The organism is Providencia sp. PROV255 (assembly GCF_028478065.1).
Taxonomy (GTDB): domain Bacteria; phylum Pseudomonadota; class Gammaproteobacteria; order Enterobacterales; family Enterobacteriaceae; genus Providencia; species Providencia rettgeri.
This window is the reverse complement of sequence record NZ_JAMPMI010000003.1, coordinates 232,678-252,186: the sequence shown is the minus strand read 5'-3', so window position 1 is coordinate 252,186 and position 19,509 is coordinate 232,678. Positions and strand designations below refer to the sequence as shown.

Here is a 19,509-nt window from a genome sequence, read left to right as displayed (position 1 = left end):
CATATGATAACTTTATTAAAAGTAATCATTAATTTAATTAAAATAATGATTACTTTTATCTAAAGTTGTTATTAACAACTCTTATGGCGAAACATACATTATACAAGTATTATACAGGATTAAATAATCATGAAATTGAATAAATTTGTAATGGGTGCTGTATTTGCATCAGGCTTTGCTTCGTTCGCAGCAATGGCAGCTTATACGGGTACACCTACTAACGGTACTATCGAATTTTCAGGTGAATTAGTGAATTCTGCTTGTGGTTTAAGTGAAGAATCAAGTCCTGTAAAAGTAAACTTTTATCAGATCCCTGTTTCTAATTTAAAAAATGGTGAGCGTGCAGGTAATATTAAGAAAGATATCGTTCTGCAAGGTTGTGATACTACTGTTGCACAAACTGCAACTGTAACTTACACACCATCAACTATTAACCCTAATGATAATACATTAGCGGCATTCACTTCAGGTACTGCAAGTGGTGCTGGTATTGGTTTAAGAGACAATGGAAATAAAGATGTTGTTTGGGGACAAGCTTCTACTGCAGTTAACTTAACTGAAGGTAAAACTGCTATTCCATTCGTTGCTTATTTAAAATCTGATAATGCATCTAATGCAGTGACTCCAGGTAGCTTTGATTCAACTATCAATTTCAAAATTGATTACCAATAATTTGTAATTGGTTTTATATCAATATGCGGAGTATTTAATACTCCGCATTAATAAAATCTACCAATAACTAAATGGTATTGTCCATGATAATTCGGGTTGCAAAAATAGCACTAGGCTCTAGTTTGTTATGGCCTCTATTAAGTTGGGGAATGACCGGCAATAACACCCCTGGTGATATTGTAATGCAAGGTGAATTAATAGAAGCTTCATGCACGATTGATCCTGAAAGCCGAGAGCTTTGGGTTAATTTTGGGGAAATCAGTGCCCGAGAAATCACGCCTGAAGTCAATATGTTGGTGAGTAAGAATTTTGCTATAAAACTTGTTGGATGTACGTTGCCTTCTAATGACAAAGGTAGTGCATCGCGCGCGCAAATAACCATGATGGGAACCTCTGTTAATGATGATCAACTTTTACAAGTGAGTGGTGATTCAGAAGGGTTTGGAATTCAATTTAGGGACTCTCACGGTGAAATACTTAAACTTAATAGAAAAATGCCGGATTACACATTATTAGAAGGGCGTAATAGATTAGATTTTACTGCAATTTTAGTTGCTTATCAAAAGCATATTAAGGCAGGTGATTTCGCAGGAGTTCTACGATTTAGAATGGATTATTTCTAAAGCTAATAATAATTACATATAAAAGAGAATTGAGCTAAATATCTAGCCTAATGAGTGAATACTGAGTAACTAAAATGATTATTTTAAATGGAAATATAAATAATATAAAAAAACTATTTGCAATATATATTGCAGTACTTTGCTATTCACCAAATATGTCTGCAAATGATCTTGTTGAGTTTAATGTTGACGTATTAGATGTTGGTGATCGTAACAATATTGATTTAACTCGATTCTCTAAAGATAACTTCGTATTTCCAGGAACTTATTTATTGGATGTCTATATTAATGGACAATCATTGTCGCAGCAGAAGGTCACTTATATTACCGATCCTCAAGATAGTGAAAAATCATTAGTCTGTTTTACCCCTAAGCAAATTGAAATGTTAGCGCTCAAAGAAGATGCGTTAAAAAAAATCCAAGCCATATCTCCTGAATGTTCAAATATTTTACCTATTTCAGGTGTTAAAATTAATAATCATGAAGGCAAACTGGATATCACTATTCCACAAGCATGGATGAAATATTCCGATCCTAGTTGGGTGCCGCCTGAGCGTTGGGATTCAGGGGTTTCAGGCCTTATATTTGATTATAACCTGACAGGGTCAATTTCACGTTCTTTGACGACACATACGAATAAGCATTCATTGTCAGCATATGGCCAAACCGGGTTTAACTTAGGAGCGTGGCGCTTTAGAGCTGATTATCAAGCTAATTATAACGAGCGTGGCGATAGAAAATTCGATTGGAACCAGTTTTATGCATATCGCCCTCTGATCCACATGGCGGCTAAGCTGACACTGGGTGAAATTTATTTAAATTCTCAAGTTTTTGACACGATTCGTTTCACTGGCTTTAACCTTGCCAGTGATGAGCGTATGTTACCGCCAAATCTGCGAGGATACGCACCACAGATTAATGGTATTGCGAAAAGCAATTCAAAAATTGTTGTAACCCAAGCTGGGCGTGTCGTTTATGAAACGACGGTACCTGCGGGGCCATTCAGTATTCAGGATTTGCAAAGTTCAATTCGTGGAACCCTAGATGTCAAAGTTGAAGGTGATGACGGTGAGGTATCGACTTTTCAAGTTGATACGGCAAATATCCCTTATTTAACGCGTCCGGGCTATGTGCGTTATAACGCTTCGGTCGGTAAACCATCACGATTTAATCATAAGCCTGAGGGGCCAATGTTTGCCACGGGAGATTTCTCTTGGGGGCTGAGCAATAACTGGTCACTCATTGGTGGTCTACTTTTTGCGGGTAGGGATTATACCGCTATATCTGCTGGATTAGGCCGTGATTTATCTGTATTTGGGGCACTTTCTGCGGATGTCACACAATCCATTAGCCGAATGCCAGGTGATAACACGCAAACGGGTTCTTCTTATCGCCTGAGTTATTCAAAGTCATTTGATGAACTTAACAGCACGATTACTTTTGCGGGTTACCGCTTCTCGCAGGATAAGTTTAGAACACTGTCGCAATATTTAGATGAGCGTGAAAACAAATATCTGGGTATTGGCCGTCAAAAAGAGATGTATACCGTAACAGGGAATAAAACTTTTTGGGCTGATGATCCTGATTGGAGAACAACAGTATTCTTAACGTATACCCATCAGACCTTTTGGGACCAGACATCTCAAGATAGATATGGCTTATCTGTGGGTCGAACATTTCGTTTAATGGGCATCAATGGTGTTTCAACCAATATTGCGGCCTACCGTTCTGACTATCGGGGTCGACGTGACGATAGCATTTCACTTTCGGTTTCAGTGCCTGTTGGTGATAGCCGTTGGGCGGGATATGACTTGCAAAATAGTGGCAGTAAGACCAGCCACATGCTGTCTTACAGTGACAATAGGGATATGAATAACTTATGGCGAGTTAGAGCCGGTCGAAGCAGTGATGATCGCGTACGGTTTGATGGATATTATCAAAAACGGACGCAACTTGCTGAAGTTAATACTAATGTCAGCTATCAAGAAAGACAAACGGCATCGATCAACGGGACATTGCGCGGTGGTTTCACTGCTACCAAGCATGGAGCTGCATTACATAACAGTACCGGTACAACGGATACAGCAAGAATTATGGTCGATACCAACGGTGTTGGTGGCGTGCCGTTTAACCATGAAAAAACACGAACTAACTGGGCCGGTATTTCTGTTGTGCCTGATATTGTCAGCTATTACAGCTTCGACACGCGTATTGATGTCGATAAGTTAAAAAATAACGTTGATACCAATAAGGCGATAGCAACATCGACATTAACAGAAGGCGCAATAGGTTATCAGCGCTTTGATGTTGCAGAAGGTGAAAAGCTCATAGCAACTATTCGTTATAACGATACGGTACCTCCATTTGGTGCTGATGTGACAAACGCTGATGGCATTAACATTGCCATGCTGATGGAAAATGGATTGGCGTATTTGATGGCAGTAAATCCTAAAGAAACATTAACGGTATCTTGGGGCGGAAAAGCGCAATGTAAAATTCAACTGCCTGAAAAAATTAATTCGGGTATGTCAGTTTTGCTGCCTTGCCAATAATGTAATGACAGTTTGAAAAAGTATTCTATAAGGTAGAGAAAATGGCGATTCGTATAAATAAATGGGTAGGTGGTTTGCTAGTTATGATGGTTGGCGTAGGGCAATCATATGCGGGTATTTCACTGGATAGAACACGACTGATTATTACAGGCGATGAAAATTCTGCGAGTGCTAATTTATCAAACACCAGCTCAAGTATTCCTTTTCTTGCTCAGTCATGGGTTGAAGATGCCAATGGGAAAAAAATCACATCGCCATTAGTTGTATTGCCACCATTACAGCGCATTAATGGTGGGCAAAAAGGGGTTGCCCGTGTTTCAAAAACAGCCGAGATAGATAAGTTACCCCAAGACCGAGAAAGCCTGTTTTATTTAAATGTGCGCGAAGTTCCGCCAAAACCCGATAAACCGAATGTTTTACAGTTAGCGATGCAATCGCGCATTAAATTATTTTATCGGCCGACAGCCATTATTCCTGAGTCTAAAAGTGCAGTTTGGCAAGACCAAGTCATATTTTATAAACAGGGAAATAATTGGCGTGCTGAAAACCCAACCCCTTATTTTGTGACCATTATTAGCCTTAATAATAAACCGGTGGCAGAAGGTGGAAAAAAACTAACTGATTTTCCAGGGGTGATGATTGCACCTAAATCGCATCTCGATATTAAGGTCAATAGTTCAGGCGAGAGTTTCACCATGATGTATGTGAATGATTATGGTGGTCATCCAGAACTTAAATACAGTTGTAGCGGAAATACGTGTAAAGCGTTACCACCAGAGCAACAGATTCGCTAGGAGTATTGATATGAACATTAGGTGCTTAGGGATAGTGTTATTGGGGCTAGGAAGTTTCTCCGCAGTTGCAGAAATTGCGGATGAAAAGCTGTCCCGCCAAACATTGCTAGACGTACATAGTACTGTGCATTTTACAGGGAGCGTCTATGCATCGCCTTGTGTTCTTGAATTAGAAACACAAGAGCAGTATGTCGATTTAGGTGAAATCAATGCTAGAGAGTTTCATCGTATTGGCGATAGAAGTACTCCTGTTGCATTTAATATTCGCCTCAAAGATTGCCAACGCGGAGCATCCAAGTCATTTGTGAATTCTGCCGGAGAAGCAACTCAAAATGCGCAGCGTTATTACTTGACGGGAGAAAGCGCTGTTTCATTGAGCATTGCGGGAGATGCGGATTTTTTTAACCCTGATCTGGTGCGAGTGACAGGTGATATTCGAGGTGCCGGGTTGCGTATTTCTAGTAAAGAACATCAAAACCTAATGGTCAACCAGCCAACAAGTTCATGGGTGATCAAACCTGGCGATAATAACATCACACTTAATGCATCATTGGAATCTACAGCACGGTCTGTTTCGGCGGGAACCTTTAGCGGATTAGTTAGGCTAAAACTGGAGTATTTATAACCATGTTTGTATCCAACAACAAAAAACTAAAAGATATGACTATTGTGGCTGGTTTACTCACAATAGGGGTCTTGCCGTTATCTGCTTTAGGTTATCCTCACGGTTCCGCTATACCGGACGGGGGAACTTATACATTCGAAGCGAGAATGAATAATCAATTACTCGTTAATGAGAAGGATGCAGAAACGGTATTCAATTTTGATGTGGGTAACTGGCCTTACTTTGATATTTACTGCCAAAGCTACATGAATCCAGGAGGGGTTGGGAATACCGGTCCTGATTCAGGAATGACATTTGATTTAATGTCAACTATTCCTACATCAATGCAAAACCCGGGGTACCTGAACCTTAATGAATATTTTGATGTAAAAGTTGAAATTCAAATAGGGGGAAGGGTTGGTCAGAAAGTCACTGTTCCAGTGAAGGATATGTGGAATGGGGGTTCTGACCCAATAGAGTGTAGACCACCGAGTGTTAATAGCCGTGATTATGGTGTCGAGCTACGGACAGGGTCGAGTGGAACAATCACGTTTAGACTGAAAAAACCGATTATTAATGGCATTACCATCAACCAAGCGGAACTGGTGCAGGTTTTTGCTAAAAAAGGCAGTCCAGCGAATGGCAGTACAGCTTATGCGCCAATTCCATCAACTCGAGTCGTTTTAGGGGCAGGAATTATCACGGTTGCTGATGAGTGTACGATTAATGAAGGCAACCCAATAGATATTAATTTTCTTGATGTGGCAAACACGAGTGAACAGTTAAATGGCACTAATTATGCTCAGCCCTTTAAGATCCCAGTTAAATGTACCGGTGGCAGTTTTACGACAGGTGATTTAAATATTAAGCTGTCATTGTTGCCAGGAGCGTCAGGCAGCGCGGATTTTAACCCTGATTATTTCGGTACGTTAAAGAACGGTGTGAAACGCACAAATCTTGGCATTGTGGTGACTGATAATTTGACCGGAACCTTGGTAAGACCAAACCAAGCTTATCAAGTGCCTAATTTTATCAATAACCAAGGCACTTGGAACTTAACGGCTGCGCCAATAGCTGCGCCTGGTAGCAGCGTGGAAGAAGGTGAATTTACAAGTACCGGGACAATTCTTGCTGAATTCCAATGAGGCCGATCATGCGAAATAATAATCAGATAAAGCGTAATAAATATTTATTGTCGATTGGCTTATATTTACTAATCTCAGGGTCGGTGAGTGCAAGTGTGATCCCGAGTAATATGGGAAGCTATTCATTCAGAGGCATGGTTGTTGCTACGCCATGTCAGATAGCGCCGGGAAGTGAGAAGGTCCCTGTTGATTTTCAACAAATTTCGGTTAAAGACCTTTATAAAGAAGGTAAGTCGAAACCTTTAATTTTCTCAATCCATTTAACGAATTGTAATACGACCATATTTAAATCGGTGACAGTGACTTTTAATGGAATTGAAAATAAAAATCTTCCTGACCATCTTGCGATTAGTGACCAAAGTGAGGCAAGCGGAATCGGTATTGGGTTATTAAACTTAAATGAAACACCCATAGAATTGAATACGCCATCATTAGCGCAAAATTTGGCAAAAAATGATACGGAAATTCAATTCAAGGCTTATGTCGAAGCTGAGCCAGAAGCGAGAATTAACGAAACGATTACCTATGGGAATTTTTATAGCACTGCATACTATACATTAAATTATCAATAACGAATGAAACATGATGTTTGCAATCAAAATTAAAGATAATAAAAAAGAAAGTTATCCATGGGTACTTTTAGTTTTTGTCGTTATATTTTTTGGCATTATATTGCATATTTATCTGCCGAATATGGGCGGAACAGGTTTGTCATTGCCATTCAATATAATTAGTGGTTTTTTTATTGCTTTTTTTATTGTGATGATTAGTATTACACAAATTAAAAATTTAACCTTATACTATTCTAAGTCGAGTAATTATATTACGATTGGGTTAGTCTTATTATTAGGCTTGTGTTTTTTTGCGCCAGAAAATTACCAGCTTAATGCGTACTTGACTGCGTATTGGTTATTGGGGGCGTTGTTTTTTTATCAAGCTTTATTGCAAATAAATATTTCAGAAACTGTATTGAAAATAATTGTTTGCAGTGTATTATTTGCTGCTATTATTGAGAGTCTATATTCAATAGCACAGGTTTTTAATTTTTTTCCGATATCAGGGGATAGGCCATATGGTGTATTCCAACAAGTTAATGTTCTTTCTAGTTTTATTTGTGTTGGTATTGCCAGTGCAATAGGCATGTTTATTTTAATGAGAACTGTCACACGGTATGCGTTTGCCATTATCATTGTGAGTCTCATTTTAATGAGCATGGTATTGCCATTGTCCCAATCATTAACTGGATATTTAAATTTATTATTAATTGTTATTGTTTTTTATTTTTTCGCAAAGTATCATCGTCAATATATTGTTTACTCTTTAATAGCGATTGTTATCGGTCTTATTATTGGTTATGGAATAAAAGTTAGTTTTAATATTTCTGACTTTTCTGAAAGTAAATTACAAACATCACATATTAGATGGGTGCTATGGCAACATAGTTTATATTTATTTAGCGAAAATATTTTATTTGGCTCTGGGGTTGGTAGTTTTGAATCTGTATTTTTAGAGCGTTTTGGTGGTGGTTTGCTAGGAACCAGTGAAAAGGTTATTTCACATCCACACAATGAGATATTGCGTTGGATGGTTGAAGGTGGGTTAGTTGGTATTGCGGCAATATTGTTAGTTATTATTGGTGGTGTGCATCTACTTTGTTCTTCATTAAAAAATAAAAATAACAATTATGTTTTTTTAGTTATTGCGTTACCAATTGTTTTTCATATGATGACAGAGTTTCCATTGTGGCTATCCATACCTCATGGTGTGGTATTGATATTGTTAATACGTTGTGCCGATGTTCCAACTAAAAAATATTCATTGAATAAGTTTGTAGGGTATTTTTCGAAAACAATTATTGCGTTAGGTGGTTTGTTATCCATGGGGTTATTGTATTTTACTTTGCAAACACAGCAATATTTAACATATATAGAAAAAACAGGACAGCAGTATCTTCTTTCAATGAATGAGCCTGATTATAGTGAATGGAAATACTATTTAATCGATGATCGTTACAAATTAGATCTTAATATGGGGTATTTATTACGCTATAACGAGACACAAAACCCTTATTATTTGAATTTATTTTCATCTTGGGCAGAAAACTATTCGCGTTCTTGCCCAGATCTTAATGTTTATTTTTCTTGGATCCTTGTTTTAAATGAATTAGGTGAGAAAGAGAAAACAAAAAGCGTCAAAGAAAAAGCGATTTTTTTATTTGATAATAATGAGAAATTAGAAGGGTTGAATTTTTAATTATTCATGCGGTAATTCGTGTGTTAATTAAAAATCTAAAGGATTTATTGGTGTTAATTATCAATAAATAGGGCGTTTTATTAATTAAAATCTATATTAAAGGAAATAACATGAAAAAGTTAAATGCTATCGAAGCTGCTGCTGTAGTTGGTGGAACAAAACAAGTTTGTACTAATTCTTACGAGAGCATCACTGTTGGTGGTGTTAAATCTTGCCAATTAGTGACCACTTGTACTGATAAGCACGGTAATAAAACATACAAAGCAAAAGCTGTTGGTGCATCAAACTGTGATGTAACAGCTCCATAGTATTAAATTTGATTTTTATTAATTGATACATGGGGAGCTATCCCCATGTATTTTTCGTACCGGAATGGAATTAACTGTTATGAATACTCGTTTTAAACCAATAACTATTACACTTTATACTCTATTTGTTATTATCGCTTCTTCACTCATGACGGTTTTGTTCTATCATATTTTTGTTTTTAACACTTTCTCAAATGATGATGCACAAAGCTCTTCTTTTATTGAATTTAATAGTGAACAAGTTTTATTGAGTCCAATAAAAGAAAATAACAGTATCATAGAAGTCCTTTCTTATGGTTGCCATTATTGTGCCGTAAATCATGATAATGTCAGTCAATTCGAAAAAACACTCCCTGAGAACGTCAACTTTAAAGTCGTGCATTTAGCCATGGATAATAATATGGGGCTTGCTGCCTATGCGCCTATTTTTGCGACGTTGGAAGAGATGGGGGTGGAATCTCAATACCGTCAGGATCTTTATACCGCAGTTATCAATGATAAGCTTGATTTAGCTAATAAAGATGTCTTAAACCAATGGTTAAAACAGCACAATGTTGATTCAACCCAATACCTAAAAACCAGTGAGAGCCAAGCGGTTCAAGAACGCCTGAAAAACATGCTTGAAATTAGCAAGTTTTATCAAATTACTGGAACACCTGCATTTATTATCAATAAACGCTATGTCGTCTATCAAGACCGTGATTTTGCAGACTTTACTGCTTATATGCTTGAGTTATTAGACAAAAGCAATAAGGAGTTACGGTGATCCGGTTTTGCATTGTCTGGACGGTATTTACAGTGAAAAACTGTTTGATGCCGTTTAAAAAAGGATATCAAAAACTTAATCATAGTGGACTTGCCTTTTTACGGTTGTTATTGCGCCGAGGCTATATCACATCGGTATTATTTGTCTCCAATTTATTATGTCGCGTCGGCTTATTAGGTCGTCAATATCGTAATCGGAATAAAGTCGCCACGGAAAACTTTCGTAGTTTAATGGAAACGAAAGGGCATATTGATATGAGCTGGATAGCTGTTCGACGCTTCATTTTGGAAGAGGCAGCCACATGGGGACAAAACCAAAAAATCATGGCGCAAGTTCGAGTTTGTACCCTTGAACTTGATAGCGTCGTTGCGCCTTTGCACCAACAAAATAACCCCGTTGTACTTGCTCCATTGCATATGGTTTCTGATGTTTTAGCTACCATGGTTGGCGCGGGGGTGACTCCAGGCAATGCGACGGTGGTGGTTTCGTCGAGTGCAGAACAGCAGAAGTATAACGCCTCGGCACGTGAGTTAGGGCAGGTGAATTTATCGTATTGTTCTATTCATCAAGGGAATAAAGTATTAGCTAGCCAGTTAATGACTGCGATGACAGAAGCGGCGACAGGGCAAAAGAATATAATTGTTTTTCCTGATATCACCCCTGATTACACGGTTCAAACAGAAGAAGGGGCGTCGAGCAAATTATCGTGCCATTTATTTAACCGTGCAGCAAAGCTGCACAATGGTGTAGTGCGTTTATCCAGTGCGATTTCGGCACAGGTGGTTTTTTATCATCTGTACTACCAAAACGGTTTAAAAATCAAGGTTTATCCGCCTGTTACAGCAAAAGATGTTGCAACTCAAATGCCCGCCATCATTGAAAATGCGGTTCGTCATTATCCCAATGATTGGCTTTTATGGCATAGCCATTCACTTTATTTTATTAGCCATTAAATAATAATGAAAAATATTATTCCAAATTTTGTTTCTCAAGAAGAAACCAATGAATGTGGCTTAGCATGTATTGCGATGTTAGCACAAACTCAAGGTCTCAATGTTTCTCTTGAAACGCTGCGAGAGGTGTATCCAGCATCGGATCATGGAACTTCTTTGATTGACCTTTCGTCCATTTTAGCTAATTACGGTGTTGCGACGACACCAGTGCTATTTGAGCACCAAGAGCTCAATAGCTTACCACTTCCCGCTATTTTACATTACGGAGCAAGCCATTTTGTACTGCTTGCTTATCGCAAAGGAAATAACGTGTGCGTGATGAACCCTGCAATTGGGCAGCAGTGGTTACCTTTCTCTGCATTAAAAGCGGAAATCAGCGGTTACGCATTAATTTTAGAACCAGATACTGCGCTGGAAAAAATTGAATCACTCGCACCAGAAGACAGAAATGATGGGACTACAGGGAAAAAAGCCCCTCATGCAATGAGTCTGAAAGAAACCTCAGAAATTCGTGGTGTTTATTGGTTGATGATATTCGCTTTTTTGGTTTCTTTAACGCTATTTTTAATGCCAGCAATGGTGAGCAATGCGATCAACCAAGCTTTTTCCGACGCTAAAAATGCCATTTTCCCTTACGGCTGGTTCATTGTTGCCTTTGTGGTTGCAACACTGTTAGCACTCGGCGTGAGAATACTAAGCGAGCGTTTCGTAAAACACTTTGTGTTGATTAAAAGCGGGGTGGGTTTTTCACGTTTATTGAGTAATCCATTGCGCTTTTTTGAAAAACGCGCCCCCGGGGATGTGTTTAGCCGTTTTGTCGCTTGGCAAGGGGCATTAACCGAAAAAATCGAGCTGGATAACGGGCTACGAACGGATTGGGTTATTTGTGCGATAGCATTAGGTACCATGTTTTGGATTGCGCCCGTATTAGCGGCTATTTCAGCTGCGGGTGTTACCGTGATGGGCTTAATTAGTGTATGGGCGATAATTCGTGATCGGTGGTATACCCAACAGTTACAGTTAAAATCAGCAGAATTAAATGACTTTTTTATGGAGACGCTGCAGGGCATTCTGACCATAAAAACAGCAGGGATAGAAAATCAGCGTAAGGCGCAATTTGCATGGTTAAGCCGTGAATTGTTTACCTGTATGCAACGCAGAAATGTGTATCAACAAATTAAAGATGGCATCTATCAATTAACCGGTAGTTTGGAGATGGTCATTTTTATGTTAGTGGTTTTACCCATGGTGGCCAATGAGTTAATTTCTTTGGGGGATTTCTTTGCTTATAGTTTCTTGCGTCAAATTTTCACCAATTATGTGACGCGTATTTTTTATGCGATTATCCATAAGTCGCAACTGCATATTATTGATACACGTGCCCATTCTTTATTCCCTAAGAAAAGTGAGCAGGACACCGCGCCATTCCACGAAAAACAAGCCGCAGTGCTAGGAAAAGCCCCTCACTTATCTTTCAATGGGATTCATTTCAGTTATGACCCTGCGAAACCGATTTTAAATAATGTGTCATTAGACTTACCTTCAGGTACGCAGGTTGCCATTGTTGGGGAGTCAGGAGCAGGAAAAAGCACATTATTACGGACAATCGCGGGTTTATTCAGTCCACAGCAAGGAGTATGCGAGTCCAACGGTGAGGTTGTCAGTGTGCAGCAGCTTACGCAATTGGTTTGCTTGCAAAGCCAAGAAGATATTTTATTTAATGCGACCGTCTTAGATAACATCACGCTATTTGACCCTAACTTCCGCGAAAAAGATAAAAAAAGAGTCGAAGTGTTGCTTGATAAACTGGCTCTCGGTGCAGTGATTAATCAATTACCTGGTGGGGTTAATGCGTTAATAAGAGAAAGCCATGCGGCGCTGTCACTTGGGCAACGTCAACGTTTGTTATTGGCTCGTTCGTTATACAGTGCCCGTCCTATTTTGTTATTGGATGAGCCCACCGCCAATTTGGATGAAGAAACGGCGAAAATAGTCATGGCGACCATTCAGTCACATTGCCAGAAAACAGGTAAGACATTGATTGTTGTCACTCACAGTGAAGAGCTGGCGGCTAATTTCGATGCACTTTACCGAATAGTTGATGGGAAATTAAGTCTTGAGAACAGCCCTAATAAAGCCCCTTGTGTGACAACAGGTACGCCTCAACCTGAACCTTCTTTGTTAGCGGCAATGGAAGGAACTCCCTCATGACCTCTCGCCACGTAGCACCAAAATTGGGTTTAACGACTCAACGATTACGCATTTTAGGTGGGTTGGTAGCACTACTTGTGTTGATCGTGGTGATCGGCCGTTTTGTTTGGCAATCACCCGCGCCAGCGTTGCATGAAAACGTAATTTTATCGGTGGAACGTGGCGATATTGAAAAAGTTGTCATGGTCACGGGGACATTAAAGCCCTCAATGCAAGTTAACGTAGGGGCTCAGGTTAACGGGCAAATCAAAAAACTGTATGTAAAACAAGGCGACAAAGTAGTTAAAGGGGAATTGTTGGCAGAAATCGACCCAACTATCCAGCAGTCTGAGCTCAAAAATGCAACCGCTCGGTTATCCAGTGCTCAGGCGCAAAAACGGGCTGCAGAAGCGACATTAATACAGTATATCAAAGCCTATCGGCGCCAAGTGGTGATGCAGAGAGATGGCTCTGGTATTCGCAGTGAATATGAACAAGCACAAGCCCAATATGAGGCGCAATTACAGCAGGTTAATGTCAATGAGGCGTTAATCACGCAATCAGAAATGGACGTGCAAACTGCACAAGCTAACCTCAATTTTACACGGATCATCGCGCCGATTAGTGGCGAAGTACTGGGTATTGTGGCGAACGAAGGGCAAACCATCGTTTCTTCACAGACAGCACCGACCATTTTAGTGCTGGCGAACCTAGATAAAATGCAGGTTCAGACACGAATTTCGGAAGCGGATATTCAAAAAATTCGCCCAGGTCAACCCCTCACATTCTATGTGATTGCGGACCCTGAAACGCACTACGAAAGTACCATGGGGTATGTTCAACCCATTCCTCCCGAAGCGCTTGATGAAAATAACAATAATTCTGGGGGGCAACAGAACAGTGCAATTTATTACAATGGAACATTTGAGGTCGATAACGCCGATCGTGCATTAAAGACATCAATGACAGCTCAAGTATTTATTCGTGTTGCACAAGCGAAAGATGCGTTACGACTCCCCGTTAGCGCACTGGGGCGAGCGGTAGGTGCAAACCAATATGAAGTGACCGTGATCAACAATGAAAAACCGGAAATTCGCACTATCAAAGTGGGGATTAATGATCGCCATTTCGTCGAAGTACTTGAGGGGATTAGCGAGGGTGAACACGTTGTTATTCAATCAGATAATGTGGCGAGTTAATGATGGCGACGACACGAAATGTATCTTTTACCCGCCCCCTGATTGAACTTCATCATGTTTACCGTGAGTTTTCAGCAGGTACGCAAACTATTCCTGTTTTGAATGATATTTCGCTATCAATTAACCAAGGAGAAATGGTCGCTATCATTGGCGCATCAGGTTCAGGTAAATCGACTCTGATGAATATCATTGGTTGTTTAGATAAGCCTTCTCAAGGAGAAGTGTTTATCAATGGGATTGCGGTTCATGAGGTGAACAGTGACCAACTGGCGGAATTACGTAGCCAATATCTTGGATTTATTTTTCAACGTTATCACCTGATGCCCTACCTGACTGCAGAGGAAAATATTGCTATCCCTGCTTTGTATACGGCAATGCCAGAAGATGAGCGGAGCGCACGAGTTGCTTTATTAGCAGAAAAGTTAGGGTTACAAACACGCTTGGATCACAAACCTTATCAGCTATCTGGTGGGCAACAGCAGCGTGTTAGTGTTTGTCGCGCCTTGGTCAATGGTGCACAAATAATTCTTGCAGATGAACCTACAGGGGCATTAGATAGCGCCAGTGGCCATGCATTGATGGATATTTTACATCAGCTTCATCTCGATGGGCACACTGTTGTGATTGTGACCCACGATCAAAATATCGCTCAGCAAACTCAGCGAATTATTGAAATTAGTGATGGAAAAATTGTTTCTGATAAGCAGAACCAAGCACAGACAGACACAAAACAACGGCACCAGCTTCCTTCTGTTGAAGATAATGGCCGTGCATCGGTGTGGCGCAATATTATTGAGTCCATTCGTATGGCATGGCGGGCCTTACTCGGTCATCGTATGCGTGCATTTTTGTCGATGTTGGGAATTATCATTGGTATTTCTTCTGTGGTGTCATCAATGGCCGTGGGGGAAGGTGCAAGACGCTCCATCATGGATGAAATCGGGAAGCTTGGTAGCACGACACTGGAAATTCGTCCCGGTACTGGGTGGGGGGCAAAGCGGCCTGATATGGAGCGTGCGTTATCGTTAAATGATGTTAAAAGCCTAAAGCAACTGCCATGGATTGAGTCTGTTTCTCCCGTCGCGAGTAGCATGACGATGGTCGTTAATAAAGGCTTGGATAACTCCATCATGCTTAATGGTGTTTCAGAAGAGTATTTTGCGGCACAAGGGTTTCAGCTTTTACATGGCAGTTTATTCAGTACGCTCGATATGGCTGACAGTGAGCCCGTTATTGTATTGGATGAAGGAAGCCGAGAAGTACTTTTTCAGCCAGAAGAAGAACCGTTAGGGCAAATTGTGCAGATTGGCCATTCACCATGGCGAATTATTGGTATTGCCCGTAAACCGGGGCCCAAAATGTCGAGTGGCTTTGTTATGGGATGGGTACCTTACTCATCGTTACAGCAACGTGTGGTCGGGGACAAACCTATTGAGTTTATTTCACTGCGCTTCCCTGAAAGCTTAACCTCTCAGCAAGCTGAATTACAGGTTGAGCGTTTGTTATTACGCGAACATGGTAAAAAGGACTTTTTTATTCAGTCGGATGACCAACTCGCCAATGCATTACAAAAAACATCCGATTCTATGTCATTACTGATCACTTCGATTGCCGCTATTTCCTTATTGGTTGGCGGCGTTGGGGTGATGAATATCATGTTGGTTTCTGTAACGGAACGAACTCATGAAATCGGGATCCGCCTTTCCGTCGGTGCGCGTCCTCAAGATATTATGAACCAATTTCTGATAGAAGCTGTGATGATTTGCTCGCTTGGCGGCTTAATTGGTATTGTCGGTTCATGGTTAACGGGGTGGATTTTCTCTTATTTCACCACTGAATTTACGATGGTGTTTACTCTGTTCCCTGTTTTATTAGCGTGCGGTTTCTCTGCTTTAATTGGTTTGGTTTTTGGTTATTTTCCTGCCCGTCGAGCTGCCAAACTCAACCCAACGGAGGCATTGGCACGCGAATGAATATCAAATCACTTTATATTATTTCTGCTTTATTTTTGCTTAATGGCTGCGGCAGTTTTACGCGTACCGAATACCAACGCCCTGAACTCACATTGCCTCAGAAGTGGGATGATAAAATACGCCAATCTGGTGCGAATGACGTGATTACGTCAGTGCAGGGGGGGAATGTTGCTGGAAATTGGTGGGATAAGTTTAAAGATCCTCAGCTATCCCAACTGATCAATCAGGTACTAGAAAATAATAATGATTTAGCTACCGCGGCAATTAAATTAAAGCTTGCGCGAAGTACTGCTGGGTTAGCAAATACCAATATAACCCCGGATTTCTCCCTTGGCGGCTCAGCAAGTAATACGAAATCCATTCGCCATGGCACTTCCCCTCAAGAAAGCTATAGCTCAAACCTAACCTTAAATTATGAAATCGATTTATGGGGAAAACTGGCACGTATTCGTGAAAAGAATGAGTGGGAAGCTATAGCAACCGAACAGGATTACCATGCAACAGCATTAGCGGTTATTAATACGACAGCACAATTATATTGGAATATTGCGCTGTTAAATCAACAGATTGATAACCTGATAGCAAGCCAAAAGATTGCAGAAAAAAGTCAGCAGCAAATTAAGTCATGGTATTTGGCAGGAAAAGTTAGCCAGCTGGATTTTTTACAATCACAGCAAACGGTGATTAGTCGAAAAAATGAATTGCGACGACTCATTAAAGAGCGTGATAGTTCCCGTAATGCATTAGCACTATTGTTAAACCGCCCTGCAGAGCAACATGTGCGTGAGCTTAGCGCACTTAATCGAAATCAACGGATTGAAATTCTTAACGCGACACCGTTGGCCGTATTAGCACAGCGGCCGGATATTCAAGCCGCCGAGTCACGTTTACGTTCCGCGCTTGCTGATTCTGACGCTGCTAAATTGAGCTTCTACCCGACACTGTCTTTGCAAGGTGCGCTTAATGCGGGTAGCCAGCTGTTTTCTCAATGGTTTAGTGACCCGACACGGGTTGTTGGGGGTTCGATTTCTTTGCCATTTATTCAGTGGAACACAGTGAAATTGACCATTGAACAATCCGACTTACAAGTGCAACAAGCTGCGGTGGCATTTCGTAGTGCGGCTTATACCGCCTTGTCAGAAGTCGATAATGCGATGGAGGCCCGTTTTGCCGCGGATGAAATTCGTCAGCAATTGCAGCAGTCATTATCACTTAGCCAGCAGCGACTAAAACTAACCAACAGCCGTTACAGAGCCGGTGCTGTGGATTATCAAACACTGCTTAATGCGCAAGATGACCTTTTAACTATTGAGAACTCATTAGCGCAAAATCAATACGATTATCTTTATGCAACGCTACAACTTTGGCTAGCACAAGGTGGCGGTAGCGCTCGACAGGAGGACAACCCATTATGAACCAAAAATCTCACTTTAAACGCGTTGTTGTCACAGGCTATGGGGCTGTCACTCCTCTGGGTGATACGGCTTCGGCATGTTGGCAAGCAATTATGGATAAAAAGCTCGGTTATCGTTACGTTGATAAAACCGCGCAAAATATCCACAGTCATTTTTTAGGGCTTATTGATAATGAACCTAGCTTAAAAGGGGTTCCCGCGGCTATTCGTCGTCGTTTACCACGCCATACGCGTTTAGCCTTGGGGGCAGCGCGGGAAGCCATGGATATGGCCTTCGCAGGCACGCCATTAACTGATTTTTATGACCCACTGATGTGCGGTGTCATTATGGGAACAGGATGGGCAGGGCTTGATGAAAGTTATATGTCAGTAAGTGAATTTGAAGCGACAGGGATGACCTCGCCTTTCAACTGTTTTTATGCAATGCCAAATGTGACAACGGCGGCTTGCAGCCAGTTTTGGAATTTGCGTGGATATCAAAATACCACCATCGCGGCTTGTGCGACAGGCACTATTGCGATTGGTGATGCTTTTGAAGCGATTCGTCATGGACGAGCCGATATGATGCTCGCTGGTGCAGGGGAGTCCTTGCGGACAGATTGTGCTGTATGGAATATCGATGTTCTTGGTGCTTTAACACGTGAAGCGGAAGACCCGACTCGTGCCAGTTGCCCATTTAGCGCAGATCGCAGTGGTTTTGTCCTTTCTGAAGGTGCGGCCGTGTTGTGTTTAGAAGAGCGTGAGAGCGCTATTTCTCGTGGCGCCACCATTTTGGGCGAGATTACAGGGTATGCGAATTTTTCTGATGCCTTTGATTTTACATCACCAGCAGAAGATTGTGTTGCCCGAGTGAAAACCATTGAAATGGCTTTACAACAAGCGGGAGCTGCTCCTGAATCTCTCGATTATATCAATGCCCATGGAACCTCAACGGCTCTTAATGACTTAAATGAAACAGAATCATTGAAAAAGGCATTAGGTGCGGCAGCTTACCAAGTCCCAATATCCAGTACGAAATCCTATACGGGACATTTAATTGCCGCTGCTGGCAGCTTTGAAACCATTATTTGCTTGCAAGCGATGGCGCATGGTGTGATGCCTGCAACTGCGAACTTGCACCACTCGGACCCGCAATGTGACCTCGATTATATCCCTAATGAACACCGCATTGGTGAAGTTAAGCGTGCATTAAACCTAAGTTTTGGTTTTGGTGGGGCAAATGCGGCACTGATTTTAGAGAAAGCGTCATGAGGACTTTACGCTATACCCTTGAGGATGCAAAACAGTGGGCCTCATTTTCTGGTGATGATAACCCGATTCATTTCGACCTTGAATGGGTCAAAGCAAAGGGTGGAGATCAACTGAGTGTGCATGGCATGCGTGCATTACTCGATGTGAAACAATTCGCGAGTGAATCATTAAATCATCCATTATTGGCTTCAAAAGAGGTTACCGCCCCTGAGTTTATCAAATGTGTTGTGCGACTGCGTAATCCCCTGTGGAACGATAAAGATTATCAATTAGTTGCACGAAATAAAGCGGGGTCTGTAGCTTTACTTTCTTCTGATACACAACAAAATTGCTTAACTTGCCAATTGTCGAACAGTCCTCCACCTGTATTACATGAAATCGCCAATGAGATAACGATTTCGACCGCAGAGATGGTGAAATTGCAGTCAATATTTTCTCAGTTTTCCAACGAAATGTATGAATGGCAGTTTATTGACGCAGTTTTGTTCTGGTACTTAATTCATGATAGCTCGTTATTTGAACAACAAGAGATCGCACAATGGCTGCCGGTCGGCTCAACATTGAAAGATATTTTTTGCCGTTATCCTATCGTACAAACCCATCAAGAGGTGGTGTTTGACCGTGAACTTCTGACTAAATGGGTTCCTATCACCTCTCCTGAGCCTATTTACCTACGTATTTTGCCGGCCTTAGTGATCGCCGATAGTGAGAGTGGTCGATTAGTGAGTATTAGTATCGCTGCTCGTTACAGAGAAAAAATAATAAATAATTCAATAACATTGAAAGTTAATTCAATAACTCAATAAGAATGC

17 protein-coding genes are annotated in these 19,509 nt (G+C 40.9%); all 17 read left to right on the top strand.

Annotation, left to right across the window (positions count from 1 at the left end):
* Window positions 1–129: 129 nt before the first annotated feature.
* Window positions 130–672, top strand: a complete 543-nt coding sequence (locus tag PR725_RS02575) for a fimbrial protein (RefSeq protein WP_004907632.1) — start codon at window positions 130–132, stop codon at window positions 670–672.
* Window positions 673–755: 83 nt separating this feature from the next.
* The gene (locus PR725_RS02570) at window positions 756–1,295 is read left to right on the top strand and encodes a fimbrial protein (RefSeq protein WP_004907638.1); all 540 of its coding nucleotides are present in this window, start codon (window positions 756–758) and stop codon (window positions 1,293–1,295) included.
* A 74-nt stretch (window positions 1,296–1,369) separates the two neighbouring features.
* The gene (locus PR725_RS02565; protein ID WP_110731616.1) at window positions 1,370–3,847 is read left to right on the top strand and encodes a fimbria/pilus outer membrane usher protein; all 2,478 of its coding nucleotides are present in this window, start codon (window positions 1,370–1,372) and stop codon (window positions 3,845–3,847) included.
* A gap of 41 nt (window positions 3,848–3,888) precedes the next feature.
* Window positions 3,889–4,641, top strand: coding sequence for a fimbrial biogenesis chaperone (locus tag PR725_RS02560; RefSeq protein WP_109912784.1), 753 nt, complete (start codon window positions 3,889–3,891; stop codon window positions 4,639–4,641).
* A gap of 10 nt (window positions 4,642–4,651) precedes the next feature.
* Entirely contained in the window at window positions 4,652–5,266 is a 615-nt protein-coding gene (locus PR725_RS02555) for a fimbrial protein (protein WP_110731617.1), read from the top strand.
* 2 nt (window positions 5,267–5,268) lie between these two features.
* Entirely contained in the window at window positions 5,269–6,390 is a 1,122-nt protein-coding gene (locus PR725_RS02550) for a fimbrial protein (protein WP_004907648.1), read from the top strand.
* A gap of 8 nt (window positions 6,391–6,398) precedes the next feature.
* Window positions 6,399–6,962 carry a fimbrial protein gene (locus PR725_RS02545; protein ID WP_004907651.1) on the top strand — a complete coding sequence of 188 codons (564 nt, stop codon included), beginning with the start codon at window positions 6,399–6,401 and terminating at the stop codon, window positions 6,960–6,962.
* Window positions 6,963–6,972: 10 nt separating this feature from the next.
* Window positions 6,973–8,643, top strand: coding sequence for an O-antigen ligase family protein (locus tag PR725_RS02540; protein ID WP_110731618.1), 1,671 nt, complete (start codon window positions 6,973–6,975; stop codon window positions 8,641–8,643).
* A gap of 110 nt (window positions 8,644–8,753) precedes the next feature.
* Complete coding sequence (locus PR725_RS02535; protein WP_004907658.1) at window positions 8,754–8,951, top strand: DUF4762 family protein; 198 nt, start codon at window positions 8,754–8,756, stop codon at window positions 8,949–8,951.
* 79 nt (window positions 8,952–9,030) lie between these two features.
* Window positions 9,031–9,717 carry a thiol:disulfide interchange protein DsbA/DsbL gene (locus PR725_RS02530; protein ID WP_231136532.1) on the top strand — a complete coding sequence of 229 codons (687 nt, stop codon included), beginning with the start codon at window positions 9,031–9,033 and terminating at the stop codon, window positions 9,715–9,717.
* Window positions 9,714–10,670: an ABC transporter gene (locus tag PR725_RS02525; RefSeq protein WP_272567440.1), complete on the top strand. Its 957-nt coding sequence runs from the start codon at window positions 9,714–9,716 to the stop codon at window positions 10,668–10,670. The genes PR725_RS02530 and PR725_RS02525 overlap by 4 nt, the downstream gene beginning before the upstream one ends.
* 6 nt (window positions 10,671–10,676) lie before the next feature.
* On the top strand, window positions 10,677–12,881 hold the full coding sequence (locus PR725_RS02520; RefSeq protein WP_109912779.1) for a peptidase domain-containing ABC transporter: 2,205 nt from the start codon (window positions 10,677–10,679) through the stop codon (window positions 12,879–12,881).
* Window positions 12,878–14,059: an efflux RND transporter periplasmic adaptor subunit gene (locus tag PR725_RS02515; protein WP_004907670.1), complete on the top strand. Its 1,182-nt coding sequence runs from the start codon at window positions 12,878–12,880 to the stop codon at window positions 14,057–14,059. Before PR725_RS02520 ends, PR725_RS02515 begins: the two co-directional genes overlap by 4 nt.
* Window positions 14,059–16,032, top strand: coding sequence for an ABC transporter permease (locus tag PR725_RS02510; protein WP_109912778.1), 1,974 nt, complete (start codon window positions 14,059–14,061; stop codon window positions 16,030–16,032). Before PR725_RS02515 ends, PR725_RS02510 begins: the two co-directional genes overlap by 1 nt.
* Window positions 16,033–16,034: 2 nt before the next feature.
* Window positions 16,035–17,447, top strand: coding sequence for an efflux transporter outer membrane subunit (locus PR725_RS02505; RefSeq protein ID WP_109912803.1), 1,413 nt, complete (start codon window positions 16,035–16,037; stop codon window positions 17,445–17,447).
* Window positions 17,444–18,697 (top strand): beta-ketoacyl-[acyl-carrier-protein] synthase family protein, encoded by a 1,254-nt coding sequence (locus PR725_RS02500; RefSeq protein ID WP_109912777.1) that lies wholly within the window; start codon window positions 17,444–17,446, stop codon window positions 18,695–18,697. Before PR725_RS02505 ends, PR725_RS02500 begins: the two co-directional genes overlap by 4 nt.
* Complete coding sequence (locus tag PR725_RS02495) at window positions 18,694–19,503, top strand: MaoC family dehydratase (protein WP_272567434.1); 810 nt, start codon at window positions 18,694–18,696, stop codon at window positions 19,501–19,503. Before PR725_RS02500 ends, PR725_RS02495 begins: the two co-directional genes overlap by 4 nt.
* Window positions 19,504–19,509 lie beyond the last annotated feature (6 nt).